This window comes from Kaistella flava (ex Peng et al. 2021) (assembly GCF_015191005.1).
Classification (GTDB): domain Bacteria; phylum Bacteroidota; class Bacteroidia; order Flavobacteriales; family Weeksellaceae; genus Kaistella; species Kaistella flava.
Genome location: NZ_CP040442.1, coordinates 686,710 through 710,629, shown reverse-complemented (window position 1 = coordinate 710,629; position 23,920 = coordinate 686,710). Strand labels below are relative to the sequence as shown.

Annotated in this window: 22 protein-coding genes; 13 read left to right on the top strand and 9 right to left on the bottom strand. The window is 33.3% G+C overall.

Going from position 1 to position 23,920, the window contains the following annotated elements; translation table 11 throughout:
- Positions 1-664 precede the first annotated feature (664 nt).
- The 6 genes from Q73A0000_RS03235 to Q73A0000_RS03210 all read right to left on the bottom strand — a co-directional run bounded on the left by Q73A0000_RS03235 (position 665) and on the right by Q73A0000_RS03210 (position 6,073).
- Positions 665-2,032 carry an MATE family efflux transporter gene (locus Q73A0000_RS03235; RefSeq protein ID WP_193812656.1) on the bottom strand — a complete coding sequence of 456 codons (1,368 nt, stop codon included), beginning with the start codon at positions 2,030-2,032 and terminating at the stop codon, positions 665-667.
- Positions 2,033-2,117: 85 nt separating this feature from the next.
- Complete coding sequence (locus tag Q73A0000_RS03230; RefSeq protein ID WP_193812655.1) at positions 2,118-2,858, bottom strand: DUF72 domain-containing protein; 741 nt, start codon at positions 2,856-2,858, stop codon at positions 2,118-2,120.
- Positions 2,848-3,450: a hypothetical protein gene (locus Q73A0000_RS03225; protein ID WP_193812654.1), complete on the bottom strand. Its 603-nt coding sequence runs from the start codon at positions 3,448-3,450 to the stop codon at positions 2,848-2,850. The genes Q73A0000_RS03230 and Q73A0000_RS03225 overlap by 11 nt, the downstream gene beginning before the upstream one ends.
- A gap of 27 nt (positions 3,451-3,477) precedes the next feature.
- Entirely contained in the window at positions 3,478-4,014 is a 537-nt protein-coding gene (locus Q73A0000_RS03220) for a type 1 glutamine amidotransferase domain-containing protein (RefSeq protein ID WP_193812653.1), read from the bottom strand.
- Between the two features lie 125 nt (positions 4,015-4,139).
- On the bottom strand, positions 4,140-5,324 hold the full coding sequence (locus tag Q73A0000_RS03215) for a sigma-54-dependent transcriptional regulator (RefSeq protein WP_193812652.1): 1,185 nt from the start codon (positions 5,322-5,324) through the stop codon (positions 4,140-4,142).
- A gap of 80 nt (positions 5,325-5,404) precedes the next feature.
- A complete protein-coding gene (locus tag Q73A0000_RS03210; RefSeq protein WP_193812651.1) occupies positions 5,405-6,073 on the bottom strand; it encodes a YggS family pyridoxal phosphate-dependent enzyme in 669 nt (222 codons plus the stop codon).
- Between the two features lie 186 nt (positions 6,074-6,259).
- Between Q73A0000_RS03210 and Q73A0000_RS03205 the strand changes: the two genes are divergently transcribed.
- From Q73A0000_RS03205 to Q73A0000_RS03195, 3 genes are all read left to right on the top strand, one after another.
- Complete coding sequence (locus tag Q73A0000_RS03205; RefSeq protein ID WP_193812650.1) at positions 6,260-6,664, top strand: hypothetical protein; 405 nt, start codon at positions 6,260-6,262, stop codon at positions 6,662-6,664.
- A gap of 672 nt (positions 6,665-7,336) precedes the next feature.
- Positions 7,337-8,125, top strand: a complete 789-nt coding sequence (locus tag Q73A0000_RS03200) for a sensor histidine kinase (RefSeq protein ID WP_193812649.1) — start codon at positions 7,337-7,339, stop codon at positions 8,123-8,125.
- Positions 8,113-8,757, top strand: coding sequence for a response regulator transcription factor (locus Q73A0000_RS03195; protein ID WP_193812648.1), 645 nt, complete (start codon positions 8,113-8,115; stop codon positions 8,755-8,757). Before Q73A0000_RS03200 ends, Q73A0000_RS03195 begins: the two co-directional genes overlap by 13 nt.
- A gap of 134 nt (positions 8,758-8,891) precedes the next feature.
- Here Q73A0000_RS03195 and Q73A0000_RS03190 read toward each other — a convergent pair whose 3' ends face one another.
- Positions 8,892-9,584, bottom strand: a complete 693-nt coding sequence (locus Q73A0000_RS03190) for an SIR2 family NAD-dependent protein deacylase (RefSeq protein WP_193812647.1) — start codon at positions 9,582-9,584, stop codon at positions 8,892-8,894.
- Positions 9,585-9,688: 104 nt separating this feature from the next.
- Here Q73A0000_RS03190 and Q73A0000_RS03185 point away from each other — a divergent pair, with 104 nt between their 5' ends.
- From Q73A0000_RS03185 to Q73A0000_RS03155, 7 genes are all read left to right on the top strand, one after another.
- Positions 9,689-10,210 carry a GNAT family N-acetyltransferase gene (locus Q73A0000_RS03185; protein ID WP_193812646.1) on the top strand — a complete coding sequence of 174 codons (522 nt, stop codon included), beginning with the start codon at positions 9,689-9,691 and terminating at the stop codon, positions 10,208-10,210.
- Between the two features lie 89 nt (positions 10,211-10,299).
- A complete protein-coding gene (gene gpmI, locus Q73A0000_RS03180) occupies positions 10,300-11,829 on the top strand; it encodes a 2,3-bisphosphoglycerate-independent phosphoglycerate mutase (RefSeq protein ID WP_193812645.1) in 1,530 nt (509 codons plus the stop codon).
- Positions 11,830-11,988: 159 nt separating this feature from the next.
- Positions 11,989-12,966, top strand: a complete 978-nt coding sequence (locus tag Q73A0000_RS03175; protein WP_193812644.1) for an acyl-ACP desaturase — start codon at positions 11,989-11,991, stop codon at positions 12,964-12,966.
- A 146-nt stretch (positions 12,967-13,112) separates the two neighbouring features.
- Entirely contained in the window at positions 13,113-13,544 is a 432-nt protein-coding gene (locus Q73A0000_RS03170) for a BT0820 family HAD-type phosphatase (RefSeq protein ID WP_193812643.1), read from the top strand.
- A 55-nt stretch (positions 13,545-13,599) separates the two neighbouring features.
- Entirely contained in the window at positions 13,600-14,409 is an 810-nt protein-coding gene (gene map / locus Q73A0000_RS03165; RefSeq protein ID WP_193812642.1) for a type I methionyl aminopeptidase, read from the top strand.
- Complete coding sequence (locus tag Q73A0000_RS03160) at positions 14,409-15,176, top strand: class I SAM-dependent methyltransferase (protein WP_193812641.1); 768 nt, start codon at positions 14,409-14,411, stop codon at positions 15,174-15,176. Before map ends, Q73A0000_RS03160 begins: the two co-directional genes overlap by 1 nt.
- Positions 15,177-15,191: 15 nt before the next feature.
- Positions 15,192-15,971, top strand: coding sequence for an SGNH/GDSL hydrolase family protein (locus tag Q73A0000_RS03155; RefSeq protein ID WP_193812640.1), 780 nt, complete (start codon positions 15,192-15,194; stop codon positions 15,969-15,971).
- On the opposite strand, the gene ligD is transcribed toward Q73A0000_RS03155, so the two are convergent.
- Both ligD and Q73A0000_RS03145 read right to left on the bottom strand, forming a co-directional pair.
- Positions 15,961-18,513: a DNA ligase D gene (gene ligD, locus Q73A0000_RS03150; RefSeq protein ID WP_193812639.1), complete on the bottom strand. Its 2,553-nt coding sequence runs from the start codon at positions 18,511-18,513 to the stop codon at positions 15,961-15,963. The two genes, Q73A0000_RS03155 and ligD, sit on opposite strands and share 11 nt — an antisense overlap.
- A gap of 2 nt (positions 18,514-18,515) precedes the next feature.
- A complete protein-coding gene (locus tag Q73A0000_RS03145; protein ID WP_193812638.1) occupies positions 18,516-19,304 on the bottom strand; it encodes a Ku protein in 789 nt (262 codons plus the stop codon).
- 152 nt (positions 19,305-19,456) lie between these two features.
- Here Q73A0000_RS03145 and era point away from each other — a divergent pair, with 152 nt between their 5' ends.
- From era to Q73A0000_RS03130, 3 genes are all read left to right on the top strand, one after another.
- Entirely contained in the window at positions 19,457-20,338 is an 882-nt protein-coding gene (gene era, locus Q73A0000_RS03140) for a GTPase Era (protein ID WP_193812637.1), read from the top strand.
- 65 nt (positions 20,339-20,403) lie between these two features.
- Complete coding sequence (locus tag Q73A0000_RS03135; protein WP_193812636.1) at positions 20,404-20,835, top strand: DoxX family protein; 432 nt, start codon at positions 20,404-20,406, stop codon at positions 20,833-20,835.
- Positions 20,836-20,965: 130 nt separating this feature from the next.
- Positions 20,966-23,371: an alpha/beta hydrolase family protein gene (locus tag Q73A0000_RS03130; RefSeq protein WP_193812635.1), complete on the top strand. Its 2,406-nt coding sequence runs from the start codon at positions 20,966-20,968 to the stop codon at positions 23,369-23,371.
- Positions 23,372-23,920: the final 549 nt, after the last annotated feature.

Here is a 23,920-nt window from a genome sequence, read left to right as displayed (position 1 = left end):
CAAATGCAACTTTTAAAAATCTTTTTTAAATAAAAAACAAATTTTGCATAGAGCTTTTCAGCAGCCACTTTCACCTTTAGTTTATATAATCTAAATAGATGATGTCCATCGTTAAAAACCAGGAAACTAATTTTTCTCTTTGGTTTTCTCTCGGTTATTTCAAAACTTATTTTGGAAGCGCACATTATTTTTTTAAGAAAAGTTCACAATAGTTCATCGAAGACGGTGCAAAAAATTCAGGAATAGCTAAAATTGCGAAAGCTTTTAAATATCAATTAAGACATTTTAAATCAAACTCTTTTAGCAATTAAAGTAAACTTCAATATCACTTCGTCCTTCCGTATTTTGAATTCGCATTTCTCATTAGGTAGAGAAAATGACGCATTAAACCATTGGCTTGAAGAGCTATTTTTGGATTTTATTGCCAATCCTAATAACCTTAATTATAATTCCATTGATGTTCTATATAATCTCAACAAGAAAATTCCACAATTTGAAAAAGCACTCTCATGATACAGAAGATAAATAGAAGATAAATAGAAGAATATTACAGATTAAGAAAACTTTATCCTGATGACAGTCATTTGTAAAATTTAAAATCAGAATAAATATCGACTTTAAACAAAAATCCCTGAAGATTAATATTCTTCAGGGATTATAATTTTTAATGAGCAACTGCGGTATCTATTTTCCTTTGTGAAAGTTTAAAGAACCTGATGACTAAGAAAATTGCCGAAATGGTTAACCCTAATCCAAGGGCAATCCACATTCCCCAGGCGCCCATTTCCATCGTCACACACAGAAAATACCCTAATGGGATCGTAATAATCCAATAAGCAACAAAAGTAATCAATGAAGGAATTTTCACATCCTGAATTCCTCTTAAAATTCCAAGAGCAACAACTTGTACACCATCTGATAATTGGAATAAAGCAGCGATAATCAATAGTTTTGAAGCAAGCAAAATAACATCAACATCTTCTTTTTTAGTAAAGAATGTTGGTAAAATATTTCGACCTAGAATAAAGAATAATCCACAAAAGGCCATAAAAATAAATACTATTTTCAGATTGTTAATTCCGACTTTCTTCAAACCTACAAAATCCCGTTCACCCGCTCTACGACCGATCATCACCGTGGAAGCAACACTGAATCCAATACTAAGATTAAAGGTGAAAGAAGCCATCGACAGCGCAATCTGATGCGAAGCAATATCATTTGCCGAAATCAATCCACAAATAAAAGCAGCACCAGCAAATGCCGTTACTTCGAAAAACATTTGCAAAGAGGTAGGGAAACCAATCTTCAACATTTTAGAAAACATTTCCTTTGAAAATCCAGCAATCTTTAAAGAAAAATGCTTGATGTATCTTCTGGTTCCCGGTTGTTTTACCAATACATAATACAGGAAAACAAACATAAAGATTCGCGCAATTAAGCTTGCAAGCGCAGATCCTTTAACACCCATTGGAGGAAATCCGAACATTCCTTTAATAAAGACATAATTCAAGATAATATTAATTACATTGGCAATGATTGTTGCTTTGGTAACGCCGATTGTAAAAGATAATCCTTCACTAAATTCCCGTAAAGTCTGAAACGCCATAAAAGGCACAATACTCAAAGTCATGATCGTTAAAAAGGAAATCGTATCCGGAATAATTTCTACCGGCTGATCCATATGATAGAGCAGTGGCATTGCCAACAGCAGCAGAATCATCAGTATTAATCCTATAGACATATTAATAATGAATCCATGACGGAAAACAGAATTGATGGTGTTGTGATCATTTCGAGAATGTGCTTCCGAAACCAAAGGTGGAATCGCCAGGGAAAATCCCAGTGCAAAAACAAAGATTGAAAAGAAAACTGAATTGCCCAGCGAAACTGAAGCTAAAGCCTGAGCACCTAATAATTTCCCGACAATAATATTATCGAACAAATTTACAGAAACTTGTCCCACCTGCGTAAGCATAACAGGTAAGGCTAATTTTAGAAAAGGTTTGGTGTATGTTTTACTTAAGAACGACATTGTAATAAAAAAATTTGCGGCAAATTTACTGCAAACTTTCTATAATTAGAGACTTTTTGTTTCCAATGTTAATAAGAGTTAACATCTATTTGATTGAATCTCTTTCTACTATTTCTTTTAAATAAAGTGCATTTTTAATTCCCGCAATTCCATAAGTATTATTAAAGAAAACAAAAGTAGTCCCTTCAAATTTTTGAATATCTGTAGCTAGTTTTTTAAGTTCAGTTTCTGAATATTCAGATTTAAACATTGCAGGTTTTCCATGAAGGCGATAGTAAGAAAACTTTTCATTGTTAACAATAAAAACATCAGGAATATCTCTCGGAATTGAAACGCCTGAGAAAATGATATTTTTCGTTTTTAAAGTTTCAAAGACTTCTGAAGTCCACCACGATTGATGGCGAAATTCTACGACATTTAAATAATTTTCATCAACGGTATTTAAAACTTTTTGCAAATTCTCTTCGCTAAACTGAAACAACGGTGGCAACTGAAAAAGAAATCCCGCTAATTTTTCTTTTAAAACCGAGGAAATATGGGTGCAAAATTCGCTCGTGTCAATTTCCGTCTCAGCCAATTTTTTAATATGAGTAATCGCTTTAGGAATTTTAATGAAAAATTTAAAATTATCTTCCGTTTCATCAAACCATTTCTCTAAAGTTTTCAAAGTTGGTTTTCGGTAAAAAGTTGAATTGATTTCTACGGCATTCAAATATTTTGAATAAAAACTTAAATATTCTTTCGCAGCCAATTCTTCTGGATAGAAAAATCCTTTCCAAAGTCTTTCAGTAAAACCTGAACAACCGATGTATACTTTATTTTTCATGTTTAATTAAACCATCTGTTAAACCTTCCCATTGAATTTTACTGCCAATTAACATTCCGCCAACCGAAACTATTTTATTACGTATTTTTTCTGAAAGTGATTTATCTTTTGAATTAGGAGTTTCATTTCTTGCATAAACTTCTGCAGAGATTTCTTTCCCATTTCTTCTAATAAAAAAGTTAGAAGTTGCAGTTGGATTTAGAAAATGAGTAATCTCATCGCTGGAATTTTTAGGATTTGAAGTTGGGCGAACTCTTATATAAACTGCTTCGTAATGCTCTTCTTTGGCTTCTTCATAAACTTCAATTTTCACCCAATCAAATCCGTCATCATCTGGATTATGTAGCAAAGGAATTTTAATACTCACATAATTCCCCACTTTCGGATGGTCTAAAATAAGATTGCCTTTTTCGTCGCGAAGAGAAAATTCCGCTTTATGCTCACCCGCAAAAAGCTCCCACGAATTAATATCGAGGAAGCGCTTTTTTACCGTTTCAAAATGAACTCGTGCTAATTCTTCAGTTTCAAAAATAATCTTTGAAATTGCTTCACTTTCTGCACCGATTTGTTGGGTAGGAATTTTGTTTTTCATCTCACAAAAATTAAAGTGGCGAAAATATTATTTAGAAAATTCTTCGATAATTCTTTTATTAAAAGCGGGTAAATCTTCTGGCGAGCGACTCGTTGTTAGATTTCCATCCGTTACGACTTCTTGATCGACCCAATGTGCTCCAGCATTTTTCAAATCAGCTGAAATTGATTTATAAGAAGTCATTTTTTTCCCTTTAACTGCTTCTGCATTGATTAATGTTTGCGGAGCGTGACAAATTGCAGCGACTGGTTTATTAGCTTCAAAAAAGCTTTTAACGAAATTTACAGCGTCTTGATTTGCTCTTAATGCATCTGGATTAATAACGCCACCAGGCAATAATAGTCCGTCGTAATTCGCGCAATCTGCATTAGATACAGTTTGATCCACTGCGACAGAATTACTCCATTGATGATTTTTCATCGCTTTTATCTCACCACTTTTCAATGAAACAATTTCTATTGTTGCGCCAGCATCTTTCAACGCTTGAACTGGACTTTCTAGTTCTGATTGTTCGTAACCATCTGCTGCTAAAACTGCAATTTTTTTATTTTCTAAACTTGACATAATACTTGATTTTTATTGTTGTTGAATATTGTCCAACAAAAATTTTGCCGATTATATTGGTTTAGTAAATAAAAAAGCCAAATAGTAATTTATTTGGCTTCCTTTATATATGCATGTTGAATTAATTATTTTCGTACAAAACTTGCAACATCTTCTGCGTTAATCGGGTTAGATCCTAAGATAATCAAACGCTCGACTACGTTTCTTAATTCACGAATATTTCCAGTCCAACTGAAATTCTCTAAAGCTTTAATCGCTTTATCATCAAAAGTTTTCAAAGCCGTACCATGTTCATCAGAAATGATTTTAGCAAAATGTTTTACTAATAGTTTAATATCATCTTTTCTTTCATCTAAAGAAGGAACATAAATTTCGATAACCGAAAGTCGGTGGTAAAGATCTTCTCTAAATTTTCCAGCTTTAATTTCATCCTGCATATTTTTATTGGTTGCCGCCAAAACTCTAACATCGACTTTAATTTCTTTATCACTTCCAACTGGCGAAACTTTACTTTCCTGTAAAGCACGAAGAACTTTAGCTTGTGCAATCAGAGACATATCTCCAATTTCATCTAAGAAAATAGTTCCATTATTGGCTAATTCAAATTTCCCTTGCTTGTCTTTAATTGCTCCGGTAAAACTTCCTTTAACGTGTCCAAATAATTCTGATTCAATTAATTCTGACGGAATTGCCGCACAGTTTACTTCAATCATAGGTCCTTTGCTTCGGTCACTTTGTGCATGAATCGCGTGAGCTACCAATTCTTTACCAGCACCATTGGGTCCGGTAATTAGAACTCTGGCATCAGATGCAGCAACTTTTTCAATCATATCCTGAATTTTCTTCAACGCAGGAGATTCACCAATCATTTGATATTTCTTGTTAACTTTTTTCTTTAAAGTGGTGTTTTCAATTTTTAAGTGCTGATTTGTTTTCTGTAAAATTCTTTTATCCAAAGCGTTTTTAACACTGGTAATCAATCGGTTAATATCAATTGGTTTTGAAATGAAATCGTACGCACCATCTTTCAAACAATCTACGGCAGTATCGATATCGGCATGACCTGAAATCATTACAAAAGTAGTGTCTGGCTTAATTTGAAGTGCTTGTTTTAAGAGTTCTGTCCCCGAAACTTTAGGCATTTTAATGTCAGAAACCACCAAAGCGAAATCTTCTTTCTCTATTTGTTTTAAGCCTTCTAAACCATCATCGGCAATAACGAATTCATAATTAGGTAATTCATCAGAAAGAATGCTGTGTAAAACGCCGGAAATGGCTTTTTCATCTTCAACAATTAGGATTTTTTGCATTATAAAAATTTATGGATTGTATTAAAAATATTGTGTAAATATTGCAAGCTATGTAGCAATAATCATACCTAAAAAGTACTCTATAAGTAATTTCGGTTTCCGAAAATCGCTGATCCGATGCGTACTGAATTGGCACCGCACTCAATAGCAAGAGGGTAGTCATCACTCATTCCCATCGATAATGTCTCGAGTTTCTGTTGTAAAGAAAGTTGGTCAAAAAGGTGTTTTAAAAAGGAGAACTCTTTTTTAACTTGGTTTTTATCATCCGTAAAAGTTGCCATTCCCATTAATCCCGAAACGATAACATTTGGAAATTTACCATTGAGGTAATCTAGGTATAACTCTTTGGTTTCATGGATTTCTAAACCATATTTAGTATCTTCCTCCGCGATTTTTACTTGAAGATAAACTTTGATTTTTCGGTTATTTTTTTCAGCTTGTTTATCAATTTCTAAAAGAATTTTTTCAGAATCAACACTTTGAATCGTGTCAATAAAAGGAGCGATATATTTAACTTTATTGGTTTGTAAATGCCCAATTAAATGCCATTGAATATCTTGTGGAAGTTCGGGCTGCTTCTCTATTAACTCTTGAACTTTATTTTCGCCGAAAACCCTTTGACCTAAATCATAAACTTCTTGAATCATTTCTTTAGGATGCGTTTTAGACACTGCGACGAGTTGAACGTTATCTGGTAAAGTGTTTTTTACTTTTTGGTAACTCTCCGCAATGGTAGACAATTTTTGCATTCGTTTATTAATTTAGTGTTCAATTCTTATAAAGATATAGGATTCCGAAATTTAAGGAATTTATCCTTTATTAACAAGAAATACCGAGATGTAGAAAAATAATTTAAAATAATTAAGTGAATAGGTGTTTTCACGCATCAACTTTAACTATTATATGTTAAATTTGTTAACACAAAACATATAAAAATGAACGAATTAGAAAAACATTTGATTTCAAAAGAGGAAAGTGCTTTACTGGTAAAAGAATATGATAATAGTAATTATGAAGCAATTAATGCGAAACGACCTGGTAAAAAACCTGATTCTAAATCTTATACCTATGATTTAGAAGTTTTGCAGGATTATATTAATTTAATTCGTGATGGAATGGAAAAAATGGGAATCAAAAAGAAAGGAATAAAAATTAATTTAGGAAAATATTCAGATAATGGTTTTGATCCAAGATTAGATCCCGTTTACAAAGGTTACCAAACCATATTCTTTTCACCCGAAAATATGGATTCAGAAACTATAGCAGAAAGATTAAGTGATGATAGTGACTTAGAAAAATTACCGAATTTGGATTACGGTCAACTCTGTCCTCCATATTAATATTTGAAGAATGATAGCATGGAATAGAGATATAGCAAGTATGGTTCAACTTGCTGTAGTAATATTATTTTTTATATTATTACTTGTTTATAGAAGAAACCTTGGAAAAGGTATCATTTATTTTATTATTGCGAGTGCCATTGTTTGTAGTATTGATAGTTTTGTTTTTACAATGCGCCTCAGCACTTCAAGATTTAACAGTATCCCCATTTATTCAATAGCGATTAATCTCTTCGTCTTTTTACTCTTTTTCCTCTACTTTCGGACGGTTCTGGAACTGAAAAGATCAAAAATAATAAACTCGATTATAATTATGATCTTTCTGGTATCTTATTTTTCATTTGCACTTTTTTCTGAAGATTTCATCAATAAGTTCTCTTTTAATTTTTACTTTGTTGAAGTTATTCTATTGATGTGTAATATCTTTTTGGTTTTACGTGAGACCTTTAATTCAGATAAGATTCTTAATATTAAGTCGTATTACCCTTTCTGGGCGTGTATCGGCTTAATGGCAATCTATTTAGGAGTAACACCTTTACTTATAATTAGTAATACTGCAATACAAATGATGAATATCAACATATTTTTCATAATTTTATTTCTTGTAAATGTTATCGGATATTCTATTTTGATAGCTGGTGTTTTTTTTGCAAAAAATATTAATATAAAAAAGTGAATCTCACAGAGACCGATTTCCTTCTTACCATAACTACTTTCATTATTTTAATTGTAATTTTAATGATGGTTTTAGTTTATGGGATTTTCGTCAAGAAAAAATCAGAACTTCTTTTATCACAGCAAAAAAAAGAAGCTCTTTTCGAACAGGAATTAGCAATCTCTCAAGTAGAAATTAAGGAACAAACTCTTGATTATATAGGAAAAGAACTTCATGATGATTTGGGTCAAAAACTTTCTGTAGCAAGATTGATGACGAATAAATTAGCTTTAGCAAATGATGAAGATAAAACAAATATTGCGCACGAGATTAACTTATTAATAGGTGAATGCATACAGGATATTAGAAACTTATCTAAAGTATTTATTAGTAAGCAAGTAAAACACTTTGGCTTTGTCGAATCATTGGAGAGGGAAATTTTTAGAATAGAACGATTGCAGTTAATGGATGTAGAATACCAGATTAACAATCACGATTTAGAAATTAATGCAGATCATGCTCTAATTTTATTTCGAATAATTCAGGAGTCTATTAATAATGTAATAAAACATGCCCGATCGAATAAAATATTAATAAAAGTTGAGGATCATTCAAATTTTATTGAAATTAGCATTAATGATTACGGAGTTGGATTTAATGCAGAACATAGAAATGATGGAAGTGGATTGACAAATATTAAGAACCGTGCAAAAATTATTAATGCTAGTTTTAAAATTAAGTCCACCGAAAATATTGGTACCGAAATTACCATTACCTATAATAAACCGACACTATGCAAAGAATAAAAATCGCAATCGTAGATGACCACAAATTGGTGTCTAAGGCAATCGAAAACATGATTTCATTTAATCCCAAATTTGAAGTGGTAATGAATTGCTGTAATGGCGAAGATTTTTTGAAACAGCTGGAGCACCGCAAAATTTTTCCGGAAGTAGTCTTAATGGATATTAATATGCCTCGGAAAAACGGCATAGAAACAACATTGGTACTTAGTAAAAATTATCCGGACTTAAAAGTGATTGCTTTAACAATGGAAGATAATGAAAGTACGATTATCAGTATGCTGAAATCAGGCGCAAAAGGATATTTATTGAAAGATATGTCGCCTGACATTCTTTTTGACGCCATCAATATCGTACACGAAAAAGGGATTTTCTACACCGATATTGTAACGCAAAGTTTGCTGAAAATTAAAACGGAAGAAAAAGTAAATCAAGAAATAAATAATTCCTTAAAAGATCGTGAAATCGAATTTATAAAATTAGCTTGTTCGGAACTTACCTATAAAGAAATCGCTGAACAAATGTATGTAAGTCCAAGAACGGTAGATGGTTACAGGGATTCTATCTTTGCAAAACTTAATGTGAAAACCAGAGTTGGAATTGTACTTTTCGCCATAAAACATGAAATGTGTTAAAAAGGGTGTTTTCACTCTTTTTTATACTACTACTAAAGTTTATATTTGTTTCATCAGAAAACACAAATGATAAAAAAAATATTAAGCCGATTATTTAGTCGGCTTTTTTGTTTTCTTAAATTCAAAATGTATAATTAGTTATTAATCTTTTCTAAAATACTCTTTTTAAATAATTCCATTCCTTGCGTCGCAGAAGTTGCAAAGTGATTTTTATTTTCTGTGAAATTATTTGAAAGATTGGGATCAATCACAAAAATCTCACAATTTCCTGGAATATAATGAATTAAACCGGCCGCAGGATAAACCATCATCGAAGTTCCAACAACTAAAAAAAAATCTGCTTGAGAAGCAATCTCAATTGCTTTTTCCATCTCCGGAACCATTTCACCAAACCAAACGATATGAGGTCGCAACTGGATTCCCTCAAAATTAAAATCACCAACATTCAAATCTTTTTCCCAAGAAATTATATTAGAATCAGAATTGATTGGTCGTACTTTTTTAAGTTCACCATGCAAATGAATTACTTTAGTTGAACCCGCTCTTTCATGCAAATCATCAACATTTTGGGTGATAATTTCCACATCAAAATACAGTTCTAATTCCGCTAAAATTAAATGAGCATTATTGGGCGTAATCTCAGTGAGTTGTCTTCTTCGGGCATTATAGAAATCCAAAACCATTTGCGGATTTCGAGCAAATCCTTCTGGACTCGCAACATCTTCGACGCGATGATTTTCCCATAAACCATTGGAATCGCGAAATGTTTGAACTCCACTTTCTGCAGAAATTCCAGCTCCAGAAAAGACTACTAATTTCTTTTTCATCTGACTTTTTTTTAAAAATAAGAATAAAAAATGACTCTTTAAACTACTCAACAACGTAATTAAAAATAAATCTTCTTTAAATTTGTAAAAGAAAAATAGAGTCAATGTCAAAAAAAGAAGAACAATTTCATTTTAGAAGAGCTGAATTAGATGATCAAGAAACCATCTGGGAAATTCTCCAACAAGCAATTAAAAGAAGAAAAGAGGATGGCAGCACACAATGGCAAGATGGGTATCCGAATCCCGAAACAATCGAAAATGATATTAAAAAAAATTACGGATTTGTCTTAACATCTGACCAACATATTGTTGGTTACGCAGCAGTCATTTTCGACGTCGAACCTGCGTACGAAGTTATCGAAGGGAAATGGCTGTCTGATGGAAAGTATATCGTCGTTCATCGTGTTGCGGTGTCAACTGAAGCAGCAGGAATGGGAATAGCAACGCACATCTTTAAAGAAATTGAAAAAGTTGCCACTTCAGAAAATGTTTTCAGTATTAAAGTTGATACCAACTTTGACAATATTCCGATGTTAAAAATCTTAGATAAACTAGGTTATAAATATTGTGGTGAAGTTCATTTTCGCGAATCTGCGCGGAAAGCGTTTGAAAAATTACTGAATTAGAAATGTTGCTTTTAATAAGTTTGTTTAAAATCAAGCGCTAAATAATTGTTAAATCACTAAATTTGTATTCAATATTAAATAAAAAAGAAATGTCAAAAAAAGCCATTTTAGCGATACTCGACGGTTGGGGAATAGGAACAGATGCTGCGGTTTCTGCAATTGCTCAGGCAAATACTCCCTTTATCGATTCTTGCTATGAAAAATTCCCACACACTACTTTAGAAGCGAGTGGAATTGCTGTTGGATTACCTTTTGGACAAATGGGAAATTCTGAAGTTGGACATATGAACTTAGGCGCTGGAAGAGTGGTTTACCAAAATTTGGTAAAACTGAATATGGCGGTTGAAAATGCGACTTTAGGAAAAGAAAATACTATAACTAAGGCATTTCAATATGCTTTAGAAAACAATAAAAAAGTCCATTTCATCGGTTTGGTTTCAGATGGTGGCGTGCATTCGCACATTAATCATCTTAAAGGATTGCTTACTGCAGCTCATGATTTTGGTTTAAATGACAATGTTTATGTCCATGCTTTTACAGACGGAAGAGATTGCGACCCACATTCAGGAAAAGGATTTATACAGGAACTTTTAGATCATATGAAAACGACCACCGGACAATTGGCTTCGGTTATCGGAAGATATTATGCGATGGATCGTGATAAAAGATGGGAACGGGTGAAATTAGCTTACGATGCAATGGTCAACGGAGTTGGTGAAGGATCGCGCGATGTTTTAGAAACGATGGAAAATTGCTATAAAGAACAAATTACGGATGAGTTTTTGAAACCTATCATTTGTTTAAAAGATAACAGTTTACCAGTTGCCAAAATTGAAAATGATGATGTCGTTTTCTGTTTTAACTTCAGAACAGACCGAGGTAGAGAAATTACAGAAGTCCTTTCACAAGAAGCGTTTCCAGATTTTGGAATGCATCCATTGAATCTTTATTATGTCACCATGACTAATTATGATCAAAAGTATAAAAATGTTCACGTAGTTTTCGACGAGGAAGTTTTACACGAAACAATGGGTGAAGTATTAGAAAAAAACGGTAGAACACAAATTCGTGTCGCCGAAACAGAAAAATATCCCCACGTTACTTTTTTCTTTTCCGGTGGAAGAGAAGCAGAATTCGTAGGAGAAAGACGCTTACTTTGTCCAAGTCCGAAAGAAGTTCCGACTTATGACTTCAAACCAGAAATGTCCGCGTACGATATTACCGAGAAAATTCTGCCAGAAATTGAAAGTGAATCGGCAGATTTTATTTGTTTAAATTTCGCCAATGCCGATATGGTAGGTCATACCGGAGTTTTCTCAGCAGCGGTAAAAGCAGCAGAAGTTGTAGATGAATGTATTTCTAGAGTTGCAACTGCAGCGTATGAACATGATTACGCAGTTTTCATTCTGGCAGATCACGGAAATTCAGATGTAATGAAAAATGCAGATGGAAGTCCAAACACGCAACATTCAACGAACTTAGTTCCCCTAATTGTAATGGATAAAGACAAAAATTGGAATTTAAAACCTGGTAAATTGGGCGATGTTGCACCATCAATTTTAAAAGTCATGGGCATTGAAATTCCAACAATAATGACTGGAGACATTTTAGTGAGTTAAAATAAGTTCCGAAAAAACACGTTATAAATAAGTGATATTTTTTAGTTATTTTTACGGCCTAACTTTGCATTACAGCCGTTTTATAATTAATTTAACGGATAACTTATGCTATAGATAATATTTTTAAATTATATTTGCCCAACATATAAAAGAGTTAAGATGTATAATAAATTGATGAGAATAGAAGTAATGAGAACTTTAGGCAAAAATGTCGATGAGTTTATAGACTCCTATTTAACACCCGCAGAAAAGATTTGGCAACCGACAGATTTTTTACCAGATCCATCTGCAGACAGTTTTAGATATGATGTAGAAGAACTTCAAACTTACGCCCAAGAAATGGGTTACGATTTATTTGTAACTTTAATTGGTGACTGTATTACAGAAGAAGCTTTACCTAGTTATGAATCTTGGATTATGGGAATTGATGGCATAAACCAGGAAGAAAGATCTGGTTGGTCAAAATGGGTAAGAAATTGGACGGCAGAAGAAAATCGCCATGGTGATTTGCTTAATAAATACTTGTATCTGTGTGGTAGAGTGAATATGCGTGAAGTAGAAATTACAACGCATTATCTGATCCAAGATGGTTTAGACATTGGAACGACCATGGATCCATATAGAAATTTCGTTTATACCAGTTTTCAGGAAACGGCAACTAATATATCTCACCGAAGAGTTGGTTCTTTGGCCAAACAAAGTGGGAATACCAAACTTTCCAGAATGTGTGGTGTAATCGCCGCTGACGAAGCTCGACATGCAAAAGCATATAAACATTTTGTTACCAAAATTTTCGAACTTGATCCGTCAGAAATGATGTTGGCTTTCGAAGATATGATGCGTAAAAAAATTGTAATGCCTGCGCATTTAATGCGTGAATCTGGTCAGAAAGCCGGTGAACTTTGGGGACATTTCTCCGATGCAGCACAAAGAGCAATGGTTTATACAGGACAAGATTACATTAATATTTTATCTGAATTATTAGAAGACTGGAAAATCGAACATATATCTGGATTAAATGAGTCAGCTGAAAAAGCACAGGAATATTTAATGAAACTACCAGGAAGATTACAAAGAGTTACCGATAGAATCTCAACTCCTGATCAGGAGTATCAATTCAAATGGATTAAATCTTAGATTTTTAATCATTAAAATTTATAGTGCCAATTAAGTTAATCGCTTCTTTGGCATTTTTTATTAATAAAGAACTGACAAGTAAAGTAGCATAGAAACCTTAGTCGCAGCTAAATTTATTATCTTTGCACCATTGAAATTTTAGAATAATGAAAAACAGTAAAAAACTTGCTATTGATTTTGACGGAACTATCGTAGATGATGGATATCCCGGAATTGGAAAAACAAAAACTTTTGCTTTCGAAACCCTTAAAAAATTGCAGTCAGAAGGCTACAGATTAATCTTGTGGACTTACCGACATGGAAAAACTTTGGACGAAGCAGTTGAGTTTTGCAAAAAAAATGGCGTGGAATTTTATGCAGTTAATTCAAGTTTTGAAGGTGAAGTTTTCGATAATGAAAATGCTTCCCGAAAAATTGACGCTGATCTTTTCATCGACGACCGAAACCTTGGTGGATTTCCAGGTTGGGGAGAAATCTACAATATCATTAATGAAAGGATAGAATTTCGTGTTGAAGGAAAAGAAGTTTTGGCTTATTCAAAAATGAAAAAAGACAAAAAGAAAGGATTATTCTGGTAAGCGATTATCCGAAATTTACGAATCCTTTTTCTAACTTTTAAGATTATACAATACAGTGATACAGTTAAAAACAATAGAAGAACTTCGCTTAATGCGAGAAAGCGCACAATTGGTTTCTAAAACTTTAGGCATGCTTGCTAAAGAAATTAAACCAGGCGTAACTACTTTACATCTTGATAATTTAGGTGGCGAATTTATTCGCGATCATGGTGGTGAACCTGCGTTTTTAGGAATGTATGGCTTCCCAAAAAACTTATGTATTTCCCCAAATGCTGAAGTAGTACACGGTATTCCAAATGAAAAACCTTTAGTTGAAGGTGATATTTTATCTGTAGATTGTGGTGTTTTCATGAATGGCTTTTATGGCGACCACGCTTACTCATTTGAAGTAGGAGAAGTTGCACCGGAAACTAAAAAACTTTTACAAATCACCAAAGAATCTCTTTACAAAGGAATCGAACAATGCGTTCGTGGAAAAAGAGTAGGAGATATCTCAAATGCAATTCAGACTTATTGTGAAGCTCATGGATATGGAGTTGTTCGTGAATTGGTTGGTCACGGTTTAGGCAGAAAAATGCACGAAGATCCTCAAGTTCCAAACTATGGTAAAAAAGGAAGCGGTAAAGTTTTAAAAGACGGAATTGCTCTTGCGATTGAACCAATGGTTAATTTAGGAACCGAAAAAGTAAAATTCCATGATGATGGTTGGACAGTGACTTCACTAGATATGTCTCCTTCAGCACATTTCGAACATGATGTTTGTATTATTGCTGGAAAACCAGTTTTATTGTCAACCTATAAATATATTTATGAAGCATTGGGAATTGTAAGTGATGAGGAAAAACCATTCACACTAGATTTTTAATGAAAAAAATCACTAAATTTCTTTTAAATAAAATACCAAGACCAATGCTTATTAATTTAAGCATTTTTCTTCGGCCTATAATTTATCAATTTTTTAAAGGAACAAAATTTACAGATCCCATCGACGGGAAATCATATCGTAAATTTCTTCCTTACGGTTACGGAAAACAGCGCGAAAATGCATTATCTCCAGGAACTTTAAGTTTAGAACGTCACCGTCAGATGTGGTTGTATCTTAAAAATGAAACCGATTTTTTTAGTAAAAATTATAAGGTTCTTCATATTGCACCGGAACAGGAATTCTTAAGAAGATTCAAAAAAATGAAGAATCTCGATTATACTTCTGCAGATTTGTATTCGCCTATTGTGGATGTAAAAGCAGATATTCTGGATTTACCTTTTGAAAATGAAAGCTTCGATATTGTTTTTTGCAATCATGTTTTAGAACATATTGAGGATGATCAGAAAGCGATGAGCGAATTATATCGGATAATGAAGAAAGGAGGCTGGGGAATTTTTCAGGTTCCAATGAAGAATTCTTTAGAAAAATCATATGAAGATTTCTCGATCAAAGATCCGAAAGAAAGACAAAAACATTTTGGCCAATACGATCATATTCGCTGGTATGGAATGGATTATTTCGATCGCTTGAAAAAGGCAGGTTTTGAAGTTGATATCAACTTTTATTCAAAAAAGTTTTCTCTTGAGGACCGTAAAAAATATGGTCTTATAGAAAATGAAATTTTGCCTGTTGTTTTAAAAAAATAACTAAAATTAATCGGTATGAAAACAAAATACTTTTTTCATTTACTAAAGGCGATTCCTTTATTACCGATTATTTATTTCCAGGGAAAGAAAATTAAAAGAGATATTCCCCTTCTTCCAGAAGCAAAAGATCCTGAAGGATTTGTCAATATCAATGTCGATAAAAAGTTAAAGGTTTTATTTATTGGTGAAAGTTCTTTTGCTGGTGTAGGCGTAGAATTTCATAAAAATGGTTTTGCCGGTCATTTCTCCAATAAATTAAGCGCTTTATTTCACTTCAACATCGACTGGAAAGTGTACGCTAAGACTGGTTATAGTGTGGAGAAAATTCATCAGAAAATTTTACCCCAAATTAATGAAACTGCTTGCGATTTGCTCGTTATTGGAATTGGTGGTAACGACTCATTTGAACTGACTCAGCCGAAAAACTGGAATAAAAACATTCAGTTTCTTATCGATGATTTGCAGTATAAATTTCCGAAAACTCCGATTTTATTTGCACATTTACCTACTATTGAAAGCTTTCCTGCGTTTACAAAACAACTTCGTTTTGTGTTGGTAAATCACAAAGATTTACTTGCTGAACATCTTAGAAACCTTGTTTTAAAAAACAAAAATATTTATTACCCACCTGAAAAAATAAATATACAAGAATGGACGGGAAAACTTAAGGAAAATCAAACCGTGGTCGATTTTTTCAGTGACGGGATTCACCCTTCTGAACTTTGTTATGAACTGTGGGCGCGAGATTGCGTGCAATATCTTTCTACTTCAAATATCAATTTTCTTAAATCTTAGAAAGGTTCTCTAATGCTTTCAACATATCAATTCCTTTACCTAAAACTGGTTTAAACAGATCGCCGTTCTTTTTGATACGCTCCAAAGCATTATGAATATTGAAGTCCGTAGGCTTTAAACCAAACTTCAATTCTTCCCAGATTAAAGGCATTGAAACAGGCGCGAAAGGTTTAGGTCGAATACTGTAAACGCTCGCTAAAGTCTGACCAGTTCGATTTTGCAGATAATCTAAATAGATTTTATCCTCACCCCGTTTTTTTAAATTTCTTTCCAGCGTCGTTAAATCAGGCAATTTTTGTTGCACTTTCTGCATTAAAACATGTGCGAAATTTTTTACTTGTTCCACCTCATACTTAGCTTCCATTGGAATAAAAATATGAATTCCTGAGCTTCCCGAAGTTTTACAAAAGCCTTTAATTTTTGCCAGATCTAAAATTTCCTTCACGCATAAAGCAGTTTCGATCACCTGGTCAAAAGTATTTTTGTCTGACGGATCTAAATCCAGGGCAAGCCACGTTGGTTTATTCAAATCTTCGACTGTCGAATTCCAGGGATTCAAATCAATGCAACCTAAATTATTCAAATACGCCAAATCATCAGCGGTATTGCAAATTAAATATTCAATATTTTTTTCATTTGATTCTGAAAACACAGAGACTTTGTCAATCCAAGCGGGAGCGTCATTTCCAGCATCTTTATGATAAAAACTTAATCCTTCAATCCCATTTGGAAAACGGTTTAACGATTGTGGACGGTTTTTCAAATGAGGTAAAATATACTTTGCCACAGATTGATAATACTCGACCACTTCACCTTTTGTAATTCCACTTTCCGGAAAATAAATTTTATTTTGATTCGTCAGCTTAACCGATTTTATCGTCGTTTTACTTTTGCTTTTTTTGACATCAGTTATTTTCAATTCCTCTTTTTTAATTACTTTTAAAGGTGGTACATCTTTAGAGTCAGGTGTGTTTTCGTCAATTAAATCTTCTTTGTCTTTATCACTTCGAAGTCCCATAAAAACGGGATGACGAAAAATTCCATCTTTCGTTTTTTCGGTATATTTTATTTCACAAACTAATTCAGGTTTCATCCAAGTTGCAGGAGCATTGGTTTTAGGAATTGCTTTAAAAGGGCAATCTTTAGTAATTAAAGGTTTAAACAAATCATGCAAAGAATCTAAAGTCTTATCTGAAAAACCAGTTCCGGCATGACCGCAATATTCTAATTGACCATCGATATAAGTTCCTAAAATAATGGCGCCAAAGTTTTTTCGTCCACCATTTGGTTCTGTAAAACCACAAATTAAAACATCTTCTGTATTTTGAAATTTAATTTTCAACCAGTCCGAAGAGCGAACTCCTTCTGAATAAGTACTGTCGGATTTTTTTGCAATCATTCCTTCCAACTCCATTTTTTTTATCTGATCAAAAAAATCAATTCCTTTTTCTGGAATATGTTCGCAATATTTAATAACCTCATTTTCGATCAAAGCATCTTTCAGTAATTCTTTCCGTTGAAATAGACTTAAGTTTTCTGTAGAATGTCCATTGAGCCAGAGCAAATCAAAGACTTGATAAGTCATCGCCAAATCTGGATTTTCACCAATTTTTTGCAAGGTTTGAAAATCAGGTTTTCCGTCCTTATTATAGGCTACAATTTCGCCATCTAAAACCATCTGGTAATTTTGATGATCTAAAGCTTTAACAATTTTTGAAAATTTATCAGAATAGGAGAGACCATTTCGGGAATAAAGCTGAATCGCAGTTTCTCTCAAATCTGCAACAGCACGATAACCATCCCATTTAATTTCGAAAACCCAGTCTTTATGATCAAAAGCTTTTTCTCCCGGCTGAGCCAACATTGGTTTAATAAAATCTTTTAACTTTTTTTCACCAATTAGTGAAGGAGTAAAGTTTCTAAATGTTTTCTGCTCTTTCTCAGGAGTCTTTACTTTTTTTTTACTGGGTCGGTTTTCTTCTCGTAAAGTCACTTTTGATTTTTTCGGGACATGTTCTTCAGAATCGTATTCTGCAAGTGCGAATTTATCTTTGTGTTTAATCAGCAGCCAAGCATTTCCTTCCTTCGAGTTTTTAATTTTCACCAAAGCAAATTCCCCTTTTAATTTTTTGCCGTGAAGAACGAATTTCAACGATTCTTGATGCAGTTCGTGGCGCATTACTAAATCATCAGATTTACCTTCGACTTTTTCTAAAGGTTCATAAGTTCCCGAATCCCAAATTTCAACTTCGCCGCCACCATAATTTCCTTCAGGAATAGCTCCTTCAAAATCCTTGTAAGAATATGGATGATCTTCTGTCATCATTGCCAATCTTTTATCTTGTGGATTTAGTGAAGGACCTTTCGGAACGGCCCAACTTTTAAGAACACCATCCATTTCCAAACGAAAATCATAATGCAATCTTGTTGCAGAATGCCGTTGAATGACAAAAATCAATTTGCCCTCGTTTTTATTCTCCTTTCCTTCTGGTTCAGAGGTTTCGTCAAATTTCCGCTTTTTATTATATTCTTCAAGTGGCATGATCAGGAGATTTTTTTAGTCTTTTTGGAACTTTCTAAGCTGGCTTTTAACTGTGCCATTAAATCAACAACTTTACCATTATCTTCAGGTGCCTCATCAACTTTTTTGACTTTTTTACCTTTCGCCTTTTGTTTAATAATCTTCATTAAATCTTCTGCATAAGTATCTTTAAAAGCTGTCGGTTCAAATTTTTCAGAATTCTGTTCAATTAGCGAAACTGCCATTTTTAATTCTCCAGGTTTCGGACTTTTCTCATTTGATATTTTTAAATCTTTATAATCCCGAATTTCCTGTGCAAACCTGAGTCTGTTAATAATGAGAACTTTATCATCATAAGGACGAATCATTCCAAAAATTTGTTTGTCACGCATTACAAAAGTCCCGATGCCTGCCATTTTAGTTTTTTGTAGTGCTTTTAATAAAAGATTGTAAGCGTTCTCTGCATTTTTCTGAGGTTCTAAAAAGTAAGGAACTTCGAAAAAGACAGAATCAATATCCGCTTCTTTTACAAACTGTTCAATCGAGAACACTCTCGTTTTTTCGGGACTTGCGGCAGTGTAATCTTCAGCATCCAGCACGACGTACTTTTCATCCAACAAAAAGCCTTTGACTATATTTTCCCATTTGACTTCTTTGCCTGTTTTCTCATTAACGCGTTTAAACTTGATATTTGAAAAATCACTTTTATCCAACATATCCAAATCGAGATTGCTGTCTTCCACCGCAGAATACATCTTCACTGGAATATTCACCAGCCCAAATCCAATTGCTCCGTTCCAAATTGACCTCATAATTAATAATTTAAGGTTTTCAATAATGAAATAATTATGCCTTTTGAAAATTGTAATAAATACTTTAGTAATCTTGGTGATTTTAAATCAAGAATAAAATCAACACCCACGAAAATTCATTAACTTTGCCCTTACTTTAAAATTATTATACTTTGAGCACTCATAAAGCAGGATTCGTAAATATAGTTGGAAAACCCAACGCTGGTAAATCAACACTTCTTAATCAATTGATGGGGGAGAAGTTGGCCATTGTCACTCAGAAAGCACAGACTACAAGACACCGTATTTTTGGAATTTATAATGAAGAGGATTTACAGATTGTCTTTTCTGACACTCCCGGAGTTTTGGATCCTAAATACGGACTTCAGGAAAAAATGATGGATTTTGTGAAGGATTCTTTACAAGATGCCGATGTTTTTCTTTTCATCATCGACCTTACTGATAAAACAGAACACAGTGAATTTTTGGTTGAAAAACTAAATAAGATTCCGGTTCCTGTGTTGATTTTGGTGAATAAAATCGATGCTTCTAATCAAACTGATCTTGAAAAAGTGATGGAATTCTGGCACGAACAAATTCCAAAAGCGGAGATTTTACCGATTTCTGCCCTAACAGGATTTAATACAGAAGTGATTTTACCAAAATTAAAATCAATGCTTCCAGAAAATCCACCGTATTACGGTAAAGACCAATACACGGATAAACCAGAAAGGTTTTTTGTAAATGAGGCAATTCGCGAGAAAATCCTTTTGAATTACGATAAAGAAATTCCTTATTCGGTAGAAGTTGTTACAGAACAGTTCAAGGAAACTGACGGCATGATATTCATTGACTCAGTGATTTACGTAGAACGGGATACTCAGAAAGGAATCATTATTGGTCATAAAGGTGAAGCCATTAAAAAAGTTGGAACAGAAGCCCGAATAGATTTAGAAAAATTCTTCTCTAAAAAAATTCACCTGACTCTTTTCGTGAAAGTGAAAAAGGACTGGAGAAAGAACGACAGAGATTTGAAAAATTTCGGATACCGTTAGAAATTTTAAGGTAAAAATTTCGTATTTTAGACGTTTTTATTAATTTACTTATCTAATTATATCAAATGAATTACTTTTCTTCGACTAAAGATTTTCCTACGGTAAACAATATTGTGATGCTTTTTGCCAGGATTTTTGTAGGGATTTCACTCATCTTTCTTCACGGACTTCCGAAACTTGAAAAATTCCAGCTTGGCGGAGAAATTAAATTTTATAATTTTTTAGGCCTTGGTATGGAAACTACTTTAGTTATCGCAATTCTATTTGAATTAATAGGAGCCTTTTTAATTATCATTGGATTATTTACGAGAGCAGCTAGTTTGGTACTTTTGATCGTAATGGCTGTCGCAGCTTTTGCCGTTCATCAGCCAGATCCATTCAACATCATGGAGAGCAGTCTGCTTTACCTCACTATTTTTGCGTTGATTCTCGCGTTTGGACCGCGGAAATTTTCTATTGATAGTATGTTGACGCGAAGACGGGAATCTAAATGGTAGCATTCACTTATTAAAAATCATATAAACCACCAATTTACTAGCTGTATTGGTGGTTTTTTTATATTATTATTGAAGAGTTACTTGCTAAGAACATTAATTTTCAATACTTTTGAAAAAAGAGTATATATATATGAAAAAACGACTGACGGCAATTGCTTTACTTTTTGTAGTTTTTGCAAGTGCCCAAGAAAACATTACCTATCAAAAACCATCTGCGGAAATTATGCAGTTAGCAGATTTTGAACGAGCACCATCAGTAATGATGGACAGTAAGCGAGAAATGATGATTTTCTCTTACCGAGACACCTATAAATCCCTGGATGATTTGAGTCAGGAGGAAATGAAGTTGGCGGGCTTAAGGGTGAATCCAATCACCAATATCTCCAGTACGATGACTTACGTGAACAATTTGAAGACCCGCAAGTTGAAAGATAAAACAGAGTCACAGGTCAAAGGTTTACCAGCGAACGCAAGAATCGCCTATCTTTCTTTTTCTCCTGATGAGAAAAAATTAGCCTTTACTAACACGACAAAAAATGCGGTTGAGTTATGGATTATAGATCTTGCTTCAAATACCGCAAAAAAGATTTCAAACCAACCACTGAATGCAAACTTAGGAAATCCTTATGTTTGGATGTCAGATTCTCAAAATTTGTTAGTTAAACAAATTCCTTCTAATAGAAAGGCGTTAATTGATGAGAAACAAAATCTTCCATCTGGACCAACTGTTTCTGTCTCAGACGGAAAAGTTTCACAAAACAGAACGTATCAGGATTTATTAAAAAATCCTCAGGATGAAGCTAACTTTGAAACATTAGCAAAATCTGATCTTGTAAAGATTTCTATTAATGGAGATCAGCAGAAATTTAAAAGTGAAGAAATCTATACTTCAGTTAATTTCTCTCCAGATGGCAATTATTTAATGTTGACAACGATTCAAAAACCGTATTCTTATATTGTTCCTTTGAATAGATTTCCGATGACTTCCACCGTTTATGATAAAAACGGAAATTTGGTAAAAGTAGTCAACGAAACTCCATTGAATGAAATTATGCCGAAAGGTTTTTCATCAGTAAGAGAAGGGAAAAGAAATATCAGTTGGAGAGATGATCAACCATCAACACTGGTTTTTGCAGAAGCTTTGGACGGTGGAGATCAGGCAAAAAAAGTGGATTATCGTGATGAACTTTTCGTTTGGGAAGCACCCTTTAATAATGCGCCAAAATCTTTCTTTAAAACAAAGCAGAGATTCAGTGGAATCGATTGGTCAAACGGCAATATTGCAGTCGTTTCTGATACTTGGTATGATACCAGAAATTCTAAAACCTATTTAATTAATTTAAAAGATAATTCATCAAAAATAATTGATGACCGTAATTATCAGGATGTTTACAGCAATCCTGGAAGTTTCGCTGAAACTAAAAATCAGTACGGTAGAAATGTAATCGACGTTAAGAATAATAAAACCAATCTTATCGGAGCAGGTTTTACAAAAGATGGTCAGTTTCCTTTTATTGATGAATTGGATTTAGGAACAATGTCTAAAAAAAGAGTCTACACTTCAAAATTAACTAAGTCGAAAGAAAGCATTGTTGATATTTTAGATGCAAAAAACGGACAGGTTTTAGTAGTAGAGCAGTCGCCAAGTCAGTATCCAAACTACTTTGTAAGAAACATTAAAAATGGAAAATCTACCGCAGTAACTCATTTTGCCAATCCTTTTGAAAGCATTAAAAATGTATATAAAGAGGTCATTACTTATAAGAGAAATGATGGAGTAGAGTTAACCGGAACGCTTTATTTACCCGCAAACTACGACCGTAAAAATCATAAAGAAAAATTACCACTTTTAATTTGGGCTTATCCTAGAGAATTTGTGAGTAAAGATACTGCGGGACAAACTACCCAGAATCCAAATGATTTTACGTTCCCAAGTTATGGCTCATTTATTTATTGGGTGACCAAAGGTTACGCTGTTTTAGACGATGCCTCTTTCCCGATTATTGGTGAAGGAAAAGCAGAACCTAACGACACTTTTATCACGCAATTGGTTGCAGATGGTAGAGCTGCGATTGACGCTGTTGATAAATTAGGATACATTGATCGTAATAAAGTTGCCGTTGGTGGACATTCTTACGGAGCATTTATGACCGCAAACTTATTGACACATTCCAAAGATTATGCTTGTGGAATTGCAAGAAGTGGCGCTTATAACCGAACTTTGACACCGTTTGGTTTCCAAAGCGAACAAAGAAATTATTGGGATGTTCCGGAAATCTATAATACAATGTCACCATTTATGCATGCTGATAAAATGAAAACGCCGTTGTTGCTAATTCATGGTGAAGCTGATAACAATCCGGGAACATTTACTTTGCAGACGGAAAGATATTTCCAAGCTTTGAAAAATTTAGGAGCACCAGTTAGAATGGTTCTTTTACCTAGAGAAGCTCATGGATATGCAGCCAAGGAAAATGTATTGCATACTTTATGGGAAGAAGATCAGTTCTTAGAAAAGTGTTTAAAAAACAAGTAATATTTTAGAGCCTTCCAATTTGGAAGGCTTTTTTTATCCATATGATTAATGCCTGCAGAATCATATTCGACTAAGAAATTGATTTTTAGTATGAGATGGTAATTTTGTAATAACGCTATTAACTTTTCATGAGAAATAAATCCAATTTAACATAATATAAATTATAGGACTTTTATGAAATGACAACTGTAATGAGATTTTCATCTTTTATCTAAGTTTTTACCAACTCAAATAATATCATTAAAAATATCTCATTTTTAAATTTCATTAATATCGACCATTTATCTACAAAAAATTCTACAGCCGATTCTCAGCGATTATGATTTTTTATGTTTAAATCATTTTTCTTATCCAAATTTTTAAATGGAATTTATTCTGAATATCTAAATTGAATCTTAACTAAAAGTTTAATTGATGGAAAATTTAATTTTGTCTGCGAGAATCTCAGCGATTTTAAAAACAAGGATTTAAAATAGTATTACTTTTTCTTTCTTAAATTTAAAATAGAAAACTAAAATTATTTTGGCTTCCAATTAAAAAACTACTTTC

Excerpts from the sequence above, each read along its gene's own strand:
- Q73A0000_RS03235 (WP_193812656.1), bottom strand. The coding sequence starts at position 2,032 with ATGTCGTTCTTAAGTAAAACATACACCAAACCTTTTCTAAAATTAGCC.
- Q73A0000_RS03230 (WP_193812655.1), bottom strand. The coding sequence starts at position 2,858 with ATGAAAAATAAAGTATACATCGGTTGTTCAGGTTTTACTGAAAGACTT.
- Q73A0000_RS03225 (WP_193812654.1), bottom strand. The coding sequence starts at position 3,450 with ATGAAAAACAAAATTCCTACCCAACAAATCGGTGCAGAAAGTGAAGCA.
- Q73A0000_RS03220 (WP_193812653.1), bottom strand. The coding sequence starts at position 4,014 with ATGTCAAGTTTAGAAAATAAAAAAATTGCAGTTTTAGCAGCAGATGGT.
- Q73A0000_RS03215 (WP_193812652.1), bottom strand. The coding sequence starts at position 5,324 with ATGCAAAAAATCCTAATTGTTGAAGATGAAAAAGCCATTTCCGGCGTT.
- Q73A0000_RS03210 (WP_193812651.1), bottom strand. The coding sequence starts at position 6,073 with ATGCAAAAATTGTCTACCATTGCGGAGAGTTACCAAAAAGTAAAAAAC.
- Q73A0000_RS03205 (WP_193812650.1), top strand. The coding sequence starts at position 6,260 with ATGAACGAATTAGAAAAACATTTGATTTCAAAAGAGGAAAGTGCTTTA.
- Q73A0000_RS03195 (WP_193812648.1), top strand. The coding sequence starts at position 8,113 with ATGCAAAGAATAAAAATCGCAATCGTAGATGACCACAAATTGGTGTCT.
- Q73A0000_RS03190 (WP_193812647.1), bottom strand. The coding sequence starts at position 9,584 with ATGAAAAAGAAATTAGTAGTCTTTTCTGGAGCTGGAATTTCTGCAGAA.
- Q73A0000_RS03185 (WP_193812646.1), top strand. The coding sequence starts at position 9,689 with ATGTCAAAAAAAGAAGAACAATTTCATTTTAGAAGAGCTGAATTAGAT.
- gpmI (WP_193812645.1), top strand. The coding sequence starts at position 10,300 with ATGTCAAAAAAAGCCATTTTAGCGATACTCGACGGTTGGGGAATAGGA.
- Q73A0000_RS03175 (WP_193812644.1), top strand. The coding sequence starts at position 11,989 with ATGTATAATAAATTGATGAGAATAGAAGTAATGAGAACTTTAGGCAAA.
- Q73A0000_RS03170 (WP_193812643.1), top strand. The coding sequence starts at position 13,113 with ATGAAAAACAGTAAAAAACTTGCTATTGATTTTGACGGAACTATCGTA.
- Q73A0000_RS03160 (WP_193812641.1), top strand. The coding sequence starts at position 14,409 with ATGAAAAAAATCACTAAATTTCTTTTAAATAAAATACCAAGACCAATG.
- Q73A0000_RS03155 (WP_193812640.1), top strand. The coding sequence starts at position 15,192 with ATGAAAACAAAATACTTTTTTCATTTACTAAAGGCGATTCCTTTATTA.
- ligD (WP_193812639.1), bottom strand. The coding sequence starts at position 18,513 with ATGCCACTTGAAGAATATAATAAAAAGCGGAAATTTGACGAAACCTCT.
- Q73A0000_RS03145 (WP_193812638.1), bottom strand. The coding sequence starts at position 19,304 with ATGAGGTCAATTTGGAACGGAGCAATTGGATTTGGGCTGGTGAATATT.
- Q73A0000_RS03135 (WP_193812636.1), top strand. The coding sequence starts at position 20,404 with ATGAATTACTTTTCTTCGACTAAAGATTTTCCTACGGTAAACAATATT.
- Q73A0000_RS03130 (WP_193812635.1), top strand. The coding sequence starts at position 20,966 with ATGAAAAAACGACTGACGGCAATTGCTTTACTTTTTGTAGTTTTTGCA.